General features: G+C 64.3%; 16 protein-coding genes. 3 read left to right on the top strand and 13 right to left on the bottom strand.

Translation table 11 applies throughout. From position 1 onward, the window contains the following. Positions 1-94: 94 nt before the first annotated feature. The 12 genes from LB566_RS28065 to LB566_RS28010 form a co-directional block, all read right to left on the bottom strand. On the bottom strand, positions 95-730 hold the full coding sequence (locus tag LB566_RS28065; RefSeq protein ID WP_224629182.1) for a tetratricopeptide repeat protein: 636 nt from the start codon (positions 728-730) through the stop codon (positions 95-97). Positions 731-839: 109 nt separating this feature from the next. Next, positions 840-965: a type B 50S ribosomal protein L36 gene (gene ykgO / locus LB566_RS28060; RefSeq protein ID WP_125004464.1), complete on the bottom strand. Its 126-nt coding sequence runs from the start codon at positions 963-965 to the stop codon at positions 840-842. A 273-nt stretch (positions 966-1238) separates the two neighbouring features. Further along, positions 1239-2315 (bottom strand): 5-(carboxyamino)imidazole ribonucleotide synthase, encoded by a 1077-nt coding sequence (locus tag LB566_RS28055; RefSeq protein WP_224629181.1) that lies wholly within the window; start codon positions 2313-2315, stop codon positions 1239-1241. Further along, complete coding sequence (gene purE / locus LB566_RS28050; RefSeq protein ID WP_140550896.1) at positions 2312-2809, bottom strand: 5-(carboxyamino)imidazole ribonucleotide mutase; 498 nt, start codon at positions 2807-2809, stop codon at positions 2312-2314. Before purE ends, LB566_RS28055 begins: the two co-directional genes overlap by 4 nt. Before the next feature lie 95 nt (positions 2810-2904). Next, positions 2905-3801: an anti-sigma factor family protein gene (locus LB566_RS28045; RefSeq protein ID WP_224629179.1), complete on the bottom strand. Its 897-nt coding sequence runs from the start codon at positions 3799-3801 to the stop codon at positions 2905-2907. Further along, entirely contained in the window at positions 3798-4337 is a 540-nt protein-coding gene (locus LB566_RS28040; protein ID WP_224629177.1) for a sigma-70 family RNA polymerase sigma factor, read from the bottom strand. The genes LB566_RS28045 and LB566_RS28040 overlap by 4 nt, the downstream gene beginning before the upstream one ends. A 404-nt stretch (positions 4338-4741) precedes the next feature. Beyond that, entirely contained in the window at positions 4742-5947 is a 1206-nt protein-coding gene (locus LB566_RS28035) for an aminotransferase class V-fold PLP-dependent enzyme (RefSeq protein WP_224629175.1), read from the bottom strand. Positions 5948-5970: 23 nt separating this feature from the next. Continuing rightward, positions 5971-6432 (bottom strand): RidA family protein, encoded by a 462-nt coding sequence (locus tag LB566_RS28030; RefSeq protein WP_140550900.1) that lies wholly within the window; start codon positions 6430-6432, stop codon positions 5971-5973. Positions 6433-6470: 38 nt separating this feature from the next. Beyond that, on the bottom strand, positions 6471-7265 hold the full coding sequence (locus LB566_RS28025; RefSeq protein WP_140550901.1) for an amino acid ABC transporter ATP-binding protein: 795 nt from the start codon (positions 7263-7265) through the stop codon (positions 6471-6473). A 2-nt stretch (positions 7266-7267) separates the two neighbouring features. Further along, positions 7268-7918 (bottom strand): amino acid ABC transporter permease, encoded by a 651-nt coding sequence (locus LB566_RS28020; RefSeq protein ID WP_140500483.1) that lies wholly within the window; start codon positions 7916-7918, stop codon positions 7268-7270. A 1-nt stretch (position 7919) separates the two neighbouring features. Then, a complete protein-coding gene (locus tag LB566_RS28015; protein ID WP_140500485.1) occupies positions 7920-8585 on the bottom strand; it encodes an amino acid ABC transporter permease in 666 nt (221 codons plus the stop codon). A 94-nt stretch (positions 8586-8679) separates the two neighbouring features. Continuing rightward, on the bottom strand, positions 8680-9561 hold the full coding sequence (locus LB566_RS28010) for a transporter substrate-binding domain-containing protein (RefSeq protein ID WP_140550903.1): 882 nt from the start codon (positions 9559-9561) through the stop codon (positions 8680-8682). A gap of 129 nt (positions 9562-9690) precedes the next feature. Between LB566_RS28010 and LB566_RS28005 the strand changes: the two genes are divergently transcribed. Continuing rightward, positions 9691-10485: an IclR family transcriptional regulator gene (locus LB566_RS28005; RefSeq protein WP_140550904.1), complete on the top strand. Its 795-nt coding sequence runs from the start codon at positions 9691-9693 to the stop codon at positions 10483-10485. Between the two features lie 2 nt (positions 10486-10487). Here LB566_RS28005 and LB566_RS28000 read toward each other — a convergent pair whose 3' ends face one another. Beyond that, on the bottom strand, positions 10488-10691 hold the full coding sequence (locus LB566_RS28000) for a YdcH family protein (protein ID WP_140550905.1): 204 nt from the start codon (positions 10689-10691) through the stop codon (positions 10488-10490). A 239-nt stretch (positions 10692-10930) separates the two neighbouring features. Here LB566_RS28000 and LB566_RS27995 point away from each other — a divergent pair, with 239 nt between their 5' ends. Next, a complete protein-coding gene (locus LB566_RS27995) occupies positions 10931-11110 on the top strand; it encodes a YdcH family protein (protein ID WP_097571999.1) in 180 nt (59 codons plus the stop codon). Positions 11111-11643: 533 nt separating this feature from the next. Beyond that, positions 11644-12894 (top strand): flavodoxin-dependent (E)-4-hydroxy-3-methylbut-2-enyl-diphosphate synthase, encoded by a 1251-nt coding sequence (gene ispG / locus LB566_RS27990; protein ID WP_140550906.1) that lies wholly within the window; start codon positions 11644-11646, stop codon positions 12892-12894. Position 12895: the final 1 nt, after the last annotated feature.

Genomic DNA, 12895 nt, shown 5'->3' with positions numbered 1-12895 from the left:
GTAGGGGAGTAGGGGAGTAGGGGAGTAGGGGAAGTATTTCCGGGCGATCTCTCTCCTACTGCCGTACTGCCCTATTCCCCTACTGCCTTAAATATCAAATGCCTTCGCCGGCGAGCTCTTCCGAAAGCGTGCCGACCTGGTCCTGGGCGCTGCGCAGCATCGGATAGATGGCAAGGACCTTCTGCCAGGCCTCGAGCGCCGATTGCTTGCGTCCGGTCACGGTCATGATCTGCGCCAGGCCAGACAGCGCGCCGAAGTGGCGTGGCTCGAGTTGCAGCGCATGATCGATGTCGGACATCGACTTGCCGTAGTTCTTCATCATGAAATGCACCGTTGCACGCCGGTTCCAGCCCTCGGCATACGCTGGCTGCAATGTCACCACCTGGTCGAGGAAATCGAGCGCGACGTCGAACTTCTGGTTCTCGATCGCCTTCTGCGACCATTGCATCATCAGGTCGATCGAGGCGCTGCCCGACTGGGACCATTCGTTCCAGATGATGCCGGCGATACGCTCTGCCGCCTTTTCGTTGCGCTCGCGCTTGAGATCGGCAAACAGCTTGTCGAGCCGGGCCTCCCTGGTCATTGCGGGAGGCGGGGCTTCCGGCGCCGGCTGGGCATCCGGAGGCGCCGGCTCCGGGGCCGTTTGCACGGTCGCCCGATCATCGGCCCGCGCCGGCAACGAGACGGCGCTGCAAACGAGGATCGTCAGAAATGCAAAAAGAATCCGCATCGCCCGAATCTAGTCCCGGGCGGCGGAACGTCAAACCGATTTTAGCGTGAAAAGCCGGCGGACCGACGATAAACACCAACTGTGGAGGCAAAAAGCCTCGCGACGAAGCTCAGCCCTGGCGCGCCTTGTAGCGCGGGGCGGTCTTGTTGATGATGTAGACGCGGCCCTTGCGGCGAACCAGACGGTTGTCGCGATGACGCGCCTTCAGCGCCTTGAGCGAATTCTTGATCTTCATGGTCTTGCCTGTCGGTGTGGACCCGGTCGGGTCGAAATTTTAAGGCGCGCCAGAAGACGCGCCTTTGAACTGTGGGTGGCTCATAAACGAGGAGCCTTGTCCGTGTCAACCGCAAGCATGCCTGGTAGCGGAGATGAATGCCCGATGCCGTCAAATATCCGCAGCCGGCCCATGGCTCGGCACCGGCTGGTATGATGTGGTGGTCGCCACGTGACTGGGGGACACCATGCGCCGAGTTTTCCTGCCCAGTAGCTCGCGGTGTCGCTGTCGCTGTCAGGCGCGGCGGCTGATCCGGGTGAAATGGCCCATCTTGCGGCCGGGCCGCGCCTCGGCCTTGCCGTAGAGATGCAACATCAGCTCTGGCTCCGCCAGCAATTCCGGAACGCGCATGATATCGTCGCCGATCAGGTTCTCCATCACGCAGTCGGAATGGCGCCGCGGGTCGCCGAGCGGCAGCCCGGCCACGGCGCGGATATGCTGCTCGAACTGCGAAACGGTGCAGGCGGCTTCCGTCCAATGACCTGAATTGTGGACGCGGGGCGCGATCTCGTTGGCCAGCAGCGAGCCGTCGGCCAGCACGAAGAACTCGACGCCGATGACGCCGACATAGTCAAGCGCCGACAGGATCTTCACCGCCGCCGTCCGGGCCGCCTCGGCTGTCTGGGGCGCGATCACGGCCGGCACGGTCGATGTGTGGAGAATGCCGCTGCGGTGGACGTTCTCGGCCGGATCGTAAGCGGCGACGACGCCATCGATGCCGCGCGCGGCGATGACGGAGACTTCGCGCTCAAAGGAAACGAAAGCCTCGAGGACCAGCGGCACGTTGCCCATGGCCTCGCAGGTGCCGGCGAAGCCGCCGGCTTCCATGTCGCGGAAGACGCGCTGGCCCTTGCCGTCATAACCCATGCGCCGCGTCTTCAATATGCCGCTGCCGCCAAAGGACTTCAGCGCCGCCGTCAGCTCGTCGTCATTGTCGACCGCGCGGAAATCCGCCGTGGCAATGCCGATGCCGTTGAGAAATGTCTTCTCGGTCACCCGGTCCTGCGCCACATCAAGCGCGCGCGCAGGCGGATAGACCGGCACCTTGGCGGCGAGCGCCTCGGCGGCGGCAACCGGAACGTTCTCGAACTCATAAGTGACGACGGCACTTGCCGCGACCAGTTCGGCAAGCGCGGCGGGGTCGTCATAGGCGGCCGTGACCTGACGGTTGGCGACCTGCGCTGCGGGGCAATCCGGCTGCGGCTCCAGCACCACGGTGCGGTAGCCGAGGCGAGCGGCCGCCATTGCCAGCATGCGGCCGAGCTGGCCGCCGCCGATGATGCCGATGGTCGATCCGGCGGGCAGGCTCACGGCGCGTCCGTGGGTTCGGCCGCGACCTTGGCGGTCTGGGAGGCGCGCCAGGCATCAAGCCGCCCGGCAAGCTTGTCGTCGTGGAGCGCCAGCACGGCGGCGGCCAGCAGGGCTGCATTGGCCGCACCGGCCTTGCCGATGGCCAGCGTCCCCACGGGAATGCCGGCCGGCATCTGGACGATGGACAGCAGCGAATCCTGTCCCGACAGGGCTTTGGATTCCACCGGCACGCCGAACACCGGCAGCGGTGTCATCGCCGCCGTCATGCCGGGCAGGTGCGCCGCACCGCCCGCACCGGCGATGATGACCTTGTAGCCGGCGGCCTTGGCGCCCTTGGCGAAGTCGTAGAGTCGGTCGGGGGTGCGGTGCGCCGAGATGATCCGCCTGATATGCGGGATGCCAAGCGCCTCCAGTGTCTCGGCGGCATGGCGCATGGTCGCCCAGTCGGACTGGCTGCCCATGATGATGGCGACGTCGGCGCGTTGATCGTCCAAGCTTCTGCTCCCGGCGACAAAGGCGCGCCTTAGCGGAATTCGGCGGCGGCGGCAAGGATGCGAGGCATTGCCGGTCGTCCGGCCGGGAGATCGGCCTATGCCGCAGCCTTGCGGAAGCGGGCGACGAAATCGTCGAGTTCGGGCCGCTCCATGTCGGAGATAGCCCAGTAGGAGAAGGCGCCGTCGCTCCACTGCACCAGCGAAAAGCCGCCGGAGGACAGATCGTCAGGCCCGCTGACCTTACCGTCCTGCTGCGGTTCGGCGACCAGCGTGATCAGATGTTCGCGGTGGCGGTAGACAAGTGCCGGCACGGGCCGGCCGGCGATTACTTCGACGCGGCCGCCGATCAGTGCGTAGCCGTCCTGGGCAAGATCAGGTGCCGGTGGTGACACGCCGATCCGGGCGTCGAGCCAAGGCTTTACCGTATGGCGATCCGACGAGACGATGTCGATCGGGCTGGCGGCAAGCAGGCTGCGGCGATGGCCGCTGGCGACCGCGGCGGCAAGGCCGTCTTCCGCACCGCTGAACATCACCCATTGCGTCGCCCCGCTGGCGAGTACCGCGCTGATCATGATCGACGCGGCCATGGCCCGCCAGTCGAACGAGCCGAAGCGGCGCGCTCGACTTGGCGACAGCCGCGGATCGGCATTTCGCCTCTGCCCTCCCCCGCTAGGGGCAAGCATCCCCGGCAGCGCCGGTGAGCCCTGCTGCGGTTTGACCGTTTCGCCTGCCTCCGGCTGCGCGGTGGCCGCAGCGCCAATGGCCGCGATGCGAGCCCGAAAGGCATCGCTGATCTCGGAGTGCGGCAAGTGGCCGATCGCGCCCTGCAAGGCCACGATGCGGGCATGCTCGGCGGCAAGCCGCGGATCGGCGGCGAGGCGCCGCTCCACCGCAAGCGCGGCCGCTGCATCAAGTTCGCCGTCGACGAGGGCGTGGATCATCAGCCTGATGCCTTTCGGATCATTGGGCAGTCCGTCGTCATGCATGGTCATGGCGCTCTCCCCAGTTCAGACACAAGCAGGCTCCGCGCGCGGGCCAGCCTGGACATCACCGTACCCATCGGCACGCCGAGCATGGCCGCCATCTCGCGGTAGCTGAGGCCGTTGATGTCGCGCAGCACAAGCGCCTCGCGGAACGGCTGCGGCAAGGCTGCTATAGCCGCTTCAAGTGCCGCCGTATCCGCCTTGGCGATCAGGCTTGCCTCCGGACCGTTTTCGTCCGGCAGACTGGTGCCGTGTGCCGCCGCCATCTCATCGAGGTCGCCGAGATCGCCGACAGCCAGCATGCCGCGCGGCCGGTTGCGCGACATCCAGGTATAGGCGGTGTTGCGCACGATGGTCAGCAGCCAGGCGCGGGCATTGCCGCCGGCATAGCCTGATATGCCGGCATGCGCCTTTATGCAGGCGTCCTGCACGACGTCCTCGGCATCGGCGCCATTGCCGGTCAGCCAGCGGGCAAGCGCGAGCGCGTCGCCGAGATGCGGCAGCACCACCTCGTTGAAGCGCTCGGCCCTGGCCTTATCGCTCAAAGCAGCACCATCCGATACTCCGCGAGGAACAGGCCGGGCGCTTTCAGGCAACGCGGGTGATCTCGTCCCGCTCGCCCGGGCGAAACCCGCGGCAACAGGCAGAGCCGCCTGCCGTGGCGAAAGTGAATTCATCTGCGTCACCAGTGTCAAGCGCAATGGGAAAGCCCTGCATCATGGGAGAAGGCCGGCTAAGGTCATGCGCTCGAGCAAATGGCGGCCGCCGACGCGGCGGCCATGCTCGCTGTCGTTTTCGCAATGACGGGCATGCCGGTCTCCTCAACGCCTGTAGCGGCCTATGTCGAGGAGACCCGTTGCGGCCGAGATTTATTCCCGGCGCGTACGCATCCGGCTGTTCACGGTCACGTGATCAGCCCATGCTTCTGTTTCGTTGGTCCGCTTGGCGCTCAATCCGGCCAGCGCAAGGCGCCGGAAGAATCCTTGCGAGCAATCCTCATGGCGTCGGCGGGCCGGTCCTTCGCGGTCAACAGGGCACGCAGCCGTTCGGCGACAATCTCCGCCTCTCCGGGATGAAGATTGCAGGGGTCGAGGAAGAAATGGCCCCGTTCGACCTCGTGGTTGCGCACGATGATGGGCGGCGATCCCCCGGCAAGCGCCGAGGCAAGGCCGGCGGCGGTGAAACCGCTTTCCGGCCGCACGAAGACCTGCAGCCGATCAAGTGGGTTGGCGGTCGGGTCGGGAATGATCTCCGCGCCAATGCCCGGGATACCTTGCAGAGCATCCTTCCAAAGGTTGAGGGCGGCCTCTTCGCGCCGGCGGATGCCGGCGTGGTCGCGCTTCTCCCAGGCCTCGAGCGCGGCCATGGTGCCGGCGATGCTTTCCTTGCCGACCTTCATGGCGCGGGCGACGCCGCGGTTCTGCAGATAGGCTGATCGCACCAGATCCTTGCGTCCGGTGACGATGCCGCTGGTCGGGCCGCTCAGGAATTTGTGGCCGCTGTAGATGACGATGTCGGCGCCGCGCGCCAGGAAGCCGCGCAGGTCATATTCGGAAGCCGCGTCGACGATCACCGGCACCCCCTTGGCGTGGCAGATTTCGCAGAATTCCTCCAGCGACAGCATGCCGTACTGCACGGTGTGATGCGCGACGACATAGAGGCCTGCCGCCGTGCGGTCGTTGATCGCGTCCCGGACATGATAATCCTGCGTCACGCTGACCGTGCCGGCAGGCACGACCTTGGCGCCGGCCACCCGGACCGACTGGTCGATCGGCGCCCCATAATTGACGATGTGGCCGAGCTGGACGATGACTTCGGACTTCAGGCCTTCCGTGACGTCAGGCAGGCGTTCAATGGCGAGCAGGTTGGTTCCCGTCATCGCGCCGGCGATCGCCATGGTGATGCCGCTGGCGCAGCAGGCGGTGATGAAGCCGGCCTCGCCGCCGGTGAGGCGCGCGACGACGGCGCTTGCGGCGCGCTGCAGATCATCCATCTCCACCCATTGCGATGCCATTTCAGACATGGCGCTGATCGCTTCAGGTACGATGATCGATGCGCCGAGCGCCGTCATCGTGCCGGAGACGTTGATGATCGGGCGAAGGCCGAGCCGTTCGCGGATCGTGGTGTTGGAGCCGGTGTCGGAATAGGTTTTCATCTCTGGATCCCATTTCTAGCAGGTCAGGCGGCGATCTCGACGACCGCTTCGATTTCGACGGTGATGTTTCCGGGCAAGGAGCCGACGCCGATCGCCGAGCGGGCATGCCCGCCGATCGTGGCGAAAACGTCGGCGAAAAGATCGGAGCAGCCATTCACCACTTTGGGGTGATCGCTGAAGGTCGGCGTGGCGTTGACGAAGCCGAGCAGCTTGACGACGCGCACGATGCGGCCGAGATCGCCGGCGGCAGCATGCATGACGGCAAGCAGGTTAAGGCCGGTGAGGCGGGCATGCTGATAAGCCTGCTCCACCGTCACATCCTCGCCCACCTTCCCGGTGCAGAGCGTGCCGTCAGCTCGCAGCGGTCCCTGGCCGGACAGGAAGATCAGCCGGCCGCTCTCGGCATGGGTGACGAAGTTGGCGATGGGCGTCGGCGGCTCGGGCAATGTGAGGCCGAGTTCGGCGAGCCTGGTGTAAGGCGTCATGGAAGAAGGCTCCTTGGGATGGCGTCGACCATCCGATGTCAGAAGTGCGAGGCGCGGAAGCGCGCCAGGAAATTGCGCAGACGCTCATTGTCGGCGTCTGCTGCGAGAATCTCCTTCGGCGGGCCGACCGCGCCGACGCCGCCATCGGCCATGAAGACGATGCGGCTCGAGGCGTCGCGGGCAAAGGCCATCTCATGCGTGACCATCACCATCGTCATGCCGTCCTCGGCGAGGCTGCGCACCACTTCGAGCACCTCGCCGACGAGTTCCGGATCGAGGGCGGAGGTTATCTCGTCTAGCAGCAGGATTTTCGGCCCCATGGCCACGGCGCGCGCAATGCCGACGCGCTGCTGCTGGCCGCCCGAGAGCTCCGCCGGCAGGCTGTCGGCCTTATGGGCAAGGCCGACGCGGCCGAGCCAGTGTTCGGCAATCGCGCGCGCCTCCGCGGTGCTTTTGCCGCGCACCTTGGTGAGGCCGAGCATGATGTTGCCGGCGGCGGTGAGATGCGGAAACAGGTTGAAACTCTGGAACACCATGCCGGTCTCGGCGCGCATCGCGGCAAGGTCGCGTTCACTGCGGCGCTGGCGGGCTCCGGTTTCGCGGAAGCCGACCTCCTTGCCGTCGATGCGGATGGACCCGCTGTCATAGCTCTCCAGGAAGTTGACGCAGCGCAGCAGCGTGGTCTTGCCGCTGCCCGAGGGCCCGATGACCGTCACCACCTCGCCGCGCGCCACGCGCAGGCTGACCGAGCGCAGGACCTGGACGGCGCCAAAGGATTTGGACACATCGCGGATATCGAGGAGGGCCGGGGCATCGTTCGAGCTTGTGGACATTGCTATTCCCGGATGAAGGAGAAGCGCCGCTCCAGCCGCCGGCTGGCAAGCGAAAGCGCATAATTGACGGCGAAATAGATGAGGGCGCCAAGGATGTAGAGCGGCATGGCCTCATAGGTGCGGCCGATGACCTGGTTGATGGCCTGCATGAGATCGGTGATGCCGAGCAGCGAAACCAGCGCGCTGCCCTTGACCGCGTCGGTGACGCCATTGATCCAGGGCGGCAGGAAACGCCTGAACGCTTGCGGAAAGATGACATGGGCCAGCCGCTGGCGGAAGGTCAGGCCGATCGCCATCGCGGCCTCCGATTGTCCCTTCGGGATGGAGCCGACGGCGCCCCGCAGGTATTCGACGACCTGGGCCGTCTTGAACAAGGTCAGCGCCAGCACGGCAGCCCAGAAGGACGGCAGGTGAAGCCCGACGGCCGGCATCCCGTAATAGACGAAGAAGATGAGAACCAGGATCGGTATGCCGCGGATCGTGTCGCTGAAGATGCGCACCGCCCAGCGTGCCGGCGCCGGGCCATAGACCAGGCCAACGCCAAGGACGACGCCGGCGACGAGCGAAAACGTCACGACCAGCAGCGACACCCAAAGCGTCAGCGCAAAACCCTGAGCCAGGAAAGGCAAGGCGTAGGCGATCTGGCCAAGCATGCTAGTGCACCACCTTGAACCAGCGTTCGACGAGCCGGAGCGCGTAAAGCAGGGCGTAGCCGGTCAGCAGATACATCGCCGTCACGACGAGATAGACCTCGACGATGCGGAAGGTGTTGAAGTTGATCCATTGCGCGCCGAAGGTCAGCTCGGGCACCGAGATGACCGAGGCGACGGAGGTGTCCTTGAACAGCGATATGAAGGTGTTGGAAAGTGCCGGCAGCGTGATGCGCAGCATGGTCGGCAGGCGCACATGCAGCAGCCTTTGCCAGGGCGTCAGGCCGATCGCCTTGCCGGCGTCGAGCTGGCCGCGCGGCACCGCTTCGAGACCGGAGCGGAACACCTCGACCAGATAGGCGCCGCTGTAGAGCGCCAGCGTGGCGACGAACGAGGTTTGCGCGCTGTAGGCGATGTCGACCACGGTCGGCAGACCGTAGAAGACGAGATAGACGAGCAAGATCAGCGGCACGTTGCGGATGAATTCGACATAGGCGGCGATGATGCCGCGCACCATGCGTCCGGCCGACACGTACCAGACCGCCAGGACCAGGCCGATGACGATGCCAATGGCGATCGAGATGACCGCGAGTTCGAGGCTGAGCAGCAGGCCGCCCCACAGCTTGTCGAAATGCCGCCAGATCAGGTTGAAATTAAGCGCATAACCCATGCGTCGGCCTCAGTGCTCCCGATGTGACGCAAAGCTGGCCGCGTCGCCAGGAAAAAGGCGGAAGGGCGCCGGCGGCGCCTATCCGCCGATGACGTCAGATAACCGGGAAGCCGGGATGGCGCGCCGGCGGCTCCTGCCCGAAATAGTCCTTGAACGCCGCGTCGTAGAGCGCCGTTTCATGGCCGAACATGGCGATGGTGAAGGTCTGGTTGACGAAGGTCAGCCAGTCGAGATCGCCTTGCCGGAGCGCTGCGCCATAAAGCATCGAATACCAGCTCTTGCCGGCGTCGAAGTATTTGTCAGGATTGCGCGAGGCGAGCCAGCGCACGGTGGAAAGGTCGACGGCAGCGGCATCGGCACGCTTGGATTCCAGTGCCTGCAGCACGTTGGCCTGTGTATCGATCTGCATCACTTGCGCCTCCGGCAAGGCAAAATGCACCGAAGATTCGGCGTCGACATTCTGCAGGATGGAAACGCGCGTCGCGGAGCCTGCGGCAAGCAGCTTGTCGAAGGTCTTGTTCTCGGCGCCGGGCAAAGTCAGCAAGGCGACGCCCTCGACGTAGTAAGGCCTGGAGAAGTTGATCAGCTGCGAGCGCTGCGCGGTCATGGTCATGAACTGGATGGTGATGTCGACCTTGTTGGTCGTCACGTTCGGAATGCGCTGCGCCGGGTCCTGCATGACGAACTCGACCTTGGCCGGGTCATCGAACAACCCCTTTGCGAGAATGCGTCCCATGGTGATGTCCATGCCGACGAGTTCGCCGGCATCGTTCTCGAAATGCCAGGGCGCATTGGTGCTTCCGGTGCCGACGATCAGCTTGCCGCGCTCCAGCACGGTGCGCAGCAGGCTATCGGGCGCAGCCTGCGCCGCCGCCTTCTGCACGTCGACCGTAGCCGCCGCGCTCATGACGCCGGCCGTTGCCAGTCCGGCCATGCCCAGTTTCAGAAAATCACGCCTTTTGGATGTGTCGTTCACAGCGACCTCCTTTCGTGTTGTGTTCCCCTACGCACAGGCAATACACGCGCCCGAAATCATTCAGAAATTGTCTCTTACAAGGGACGTGTGTATCCTGTACAAGACAGATACTAACATCAGGAATCGACAATGCAAGATGGCAGCGCCTTGGCGGTCTCAGCGGACGCAAAGATTTCGGCCTCTCGGGAGAAGGGCCTCAACCGGGTGCTCGAGATTCTGGAGTTCCTTCATTCGACACAGCGCGCCATCGGCATCGGCGACCTGGCCAAGGGGGTCAACGCGCCGCGTTCGACCACCTACACGCTGGTGCGATCGCTGGTCGATGCCGGCCTCCTGGAAATGGCCGGCGACGGCAACCGCGTCTATTTCGGCAAGAAGCTCTATCTCTATGGAATGGATTATGTGCGCGGCAACGACCTCTTGAGGCGAGGACGCCAGGAGGTCGACAACCTGTCGCGCGAGACCGGCGAGACGTCCGAACTGTGCATGCTGCAGAGCGGCCGCTATACGATCGTCCACTCGAGCCCGGGCACCCGGCCGTTCCGCATCAGCTCCGCCACCGGATTGCAGATCCCGCTGCCCTGGACCGCCTCAGGCAGGCTCCTGCTCGCCGGTCTCGAACAGGCCCGGATCGAGGCGATGATATCGGAAGACGATCTCATCCTGCCCGATGGCCGCAGATTGCGGCTGGACGATTTCATCGCCGACATAGCGACGGCGCGCGCCACCGGCTATTGTATCACTTCGGGGCTCGTCGACGCCTATACGAAATGCCTCGCCGCGCCGGTGTTTTCAGCGCCCGGCACGGTCGAGGCGACGATGTGTCTGGTGGTGCCCATCGACACGTCGCAGGAGAAGACAGGCGAACTCCTGGCCCTGCTGCGCGAACGCGCGGCGAGGCTTTCGATCGCGGCCTGGACCTGAAGTCAGGCGATGATGTCCGGGATGATCTTGTCTTCCAGCTTCATCAGCCGATCCTTCAGCGCAAGCTTCTTCTTCTTCATGCGCTGGATCTGCAGCGGGTCGCAGTTCATGGCGATCATCGCATTGATCGCAGCGTCGAAATCGGCGTGTTCCTGCTTCAGCCGGGAAAATTCGAGGCGAATATCGGCCTGTTCCTGATCGGACATTCTCTACCGTCTGCACGTCTGCGGCGCCCAAAACTGGGCCTGATTGGGCGGGGGCGGCTCGTTTTGCCACCGGCGCGCAGCCCATATCACATTTCACAGTGCCGTGGAATGCTACCACGGATCATTCGACATCGCTGCGCGAAGGTGGCACACTGTCATTGTGCCGTCACAGAGCGAGCCTGCGGTGGACGCGCCTTTGGCGGCTGCAATCGAGGAAACCATGAAAGGGAGAACCAATCATGTCTCTTGCATCCCATCTTGATGAGTTGCAGCGGAAACACGGCGACATCGAACGCGAGCTCGATGATGCGATGAATCACCCGTCGGTGGACGACCTCGAAATCGTGAATCTCAAGCGACGCAAGCTGGCAATCAAGGACGAGATTGAAAAACTGAGGGCCAAACCCACGACGCATTGATGCCCCACTGACATAACCGCTCACCATCCGGGTCTTTCCTGCCGGCGGCAATTGCCGCCGGACTGGTGGTTTTGATTTCCGTTTCAGGTCGGCCATCACAGATATCCGTACCAGGCCGAGGCCTTCCGACTTCGGAATCCGAGGACGAGCAGGAGTGAAGCTCTGCGCAGGAACCCCTGAATCTATGCGGTAACTCTTGACCGAAGAGCCATGGCGCTCTGAGGTCAGGGCTTGGATTCTGGCTGTGCTGCGTCGCTCTTCTCCTTGCTCCTCCCCGGAATTCATTCCCGGAATGGTGAAGCGATTGGGGCCTGCCAATCGCCAGGTAGCCGATTGGCCAACGCAAGCGACCGGCAAAAAATCGGGTGCCAAGGAACCGGCGGCGGGATGATTGCGGCCAGTGGCGACCTGTCGCCATTGACAAGCCATCTTTGCTCCTCCACCTCATGCCCGGACTTCAGCGCATCGGCCCGGAGCGCGCTTTTGTGCGTCCAAGTGGACGCGCGGCGCCCCAGAGATTAAAGGCTGCCGGCATGACCGGATATTATTCCTTCCCCTTCCCGCGCCGCACCTCGGTTGGCGTCGATGTGGGCGGCGTGGTGGTTGGCGGCGGTGCTCCCGTCGTCGTGCAGTCGATGACCAATACGGATACCGCCGATGTCGACCAGACGGTCGCCCAGGTCGCGGCGCTGCATCGCGCCGGCTCCGAGATCGTGCGCATTACCGTCGACCGCGATGAAAGCGCCGCCGCGGTGCCGCGCATCCGGGAGCGGCTGGCGCGGCTCGGTATCAACGTGCCGATTGTCGGCGACTTCCACTATATTGGCCACAAGCTCCTGGCCGATCATCCGGCCTGCGCCGAGGCGCTGGCCAAATACCGCATCAATCCCGGCAATGTCGGTTTCAAGGACAAGAAGGACCGGCAGTTCGCGGCAATCGTCGAAATGGCGATCAAGCATGACAAGCCGGTGCGCATCGGCGTCAACTGGGGCTCGCTCGACCAGGAACTCCTGACCCGGCTGATGGACGACAACCAGGCCCGCGGCTTTCCGTTGACCGCACAGCAAGTGACGCGCGAGGCGATCGTGCAGTCGGCGATCCTCTCGGCCGAGATGGCCGAGGAGATCGGCCTTGGCCGCGATAAGATCATCCTCTCGGCGAAGGTCAGCGGCGTGCAGGACCTGATCGCCGTCTACACCGAGCTTGCCAGCCGTTCCGACCATGCGCTGCATCTCGGCCTCACCGAGGCCGGCATGGGCTCGAAAGGCATCGTCGCCTCATCCGCCGCCATGGGCATCCTGTTGCAGCAAGGCATCGGCGACACCATCCGCATATCGCTGACGCCGGAGCCGAACGGCGATCGCACACGGGAGGTGCAGGTATCGCAGGAATTGTTGCAGACCATGGGCTTCAGGCAATTCGTGCCGATCGTCGCCGCTTGCCCCGGCTGCGGCCGCACAACCTCGACCGTGTTCCAGGAACTGGCGCAGAACATCCAGGCTGATCTCAGAAAGAACATGCCGGCGTGGCGTGAGAAATACCCAGGGGTCGAGAACCTCAAGGTCGCGGTCATGGGCTGCATCGTCAACGGCCCGGGCGAGTCCAAACATGCCGATATCGGCATTTCGCTGCCCGGCACCGGCGAGACGCCGACGGCGCCCGTCTTCGTCGACGGCAAGAAGGCGGCGACGCTGCGCGGACCGTCGATCGCGCAGGATTTCGAAAAGATGGTCACCGACTATATCGAACAACGATTTGGTCGCGGCAAGGCCGCGGCAGAGTAGG

This window comes from Mesorhizobium sp. CA13 (genome assembly GCF_020165235.1).
GTDB lineage: Bacteria > Pseudomonadota > Alphaproteobacteria > Rhizobiales > Rhizobiaceae > Mesorhizobium.
This window is presented reverse-complemented; position numbering and strand designations above follow the sequence as displayed.

What these genes read in the sequence shown, in the direction of transcription:
- LB566_RS28065 (WP_224629182.1), bottom strand. Translation starts at nt 730, where the DNA reads ATGCGGATTCTTTTTGCATTTCTGACGATCCTCGTTTGCAGCGCCGTC.
- ykgO (WP_125004464.1), bottom strand. Translation starts at nt 965, where the DNA reads ATGAAGATCAAGAATTCGCTCAAGGCGCTGAAGGCGCGTCATCGCGAC.
- LB566_RS28045 (WP_224629179.1), bottom strand. Translation starts at nt 3,801, where the DNA reads ATGACCATGCATGACGACGGACTGCCCAATGATCCGAAAGGCATCAGG.
- LB566_RS28035 (WP_224629175.1), bottom strand. Translation starts at nt 5,947, where the DNA reads ATGAAAACCTATTCCGACACCGGCTCCAACACCACGATCCGCGAACGG.
- LB566_RS28030 (WP_140550900.1), bottom strand. Translation starts at nt 6,432, where the DNA reads ATGACGCCTTACACCAGGCTCGCCGAACTCGGCCTCACATTGCCCGAG.
- LB566_RS28025 (WP_140550901.1), bottom strand. Translation starts at nt 7,265, where the DNA reads ATGTCCACAAGCTCGAACGATGCCCCGGCCCTCCTCGATATCCGCGAT.
- LB566_RS28020 (WP_140500483.1), bottom strand. Translation starts at nt 7,918, where the DNA reads ATGCTTGGCCAGATCGCCTACGCCTTGCCTTTCCTGGCTCAGGGTTTT.
- LB566_RS28015 (WP_140500485.1), bottom strand. Translation starts at nt 8,585, where the DNA reads ATGGGTTATGCGCTTAATTTCAACCTGATCTGGCGGCATTTCGACAAG.
- LB566_RS28005 (WP_140550904.1), top strand. Translation starts at nt 9,691, where the DNA reads ATGCAAGATGGCAGCGCCTTGGCGGTCTCAGCGGACGCAAAGATTTCG.
- LB566_RS28000 (WP_140550905.1), bottom strand. Translation starts at nt 10,691, where the DNA reads ATGTCCGATCAGGAACAGGCCGATATTCGCCTCGAATTTTCCCGGCTG.
- LB566_RS27995 (WP_097571999.1), top strand. Translation starts at nt 10,931, where the DNA reads ATGTCTCTTGCATCCCATCTTGATGAGTTGCAGCGGAAACACGGCGAC.
- ispG (WP_140550906.1), top strand. Translation starts at nt 11,644, where the DNA reads ATGACCGGATATTATTCCTTCCCCTTCCCGCGCCGCACCTCGGTTGGC.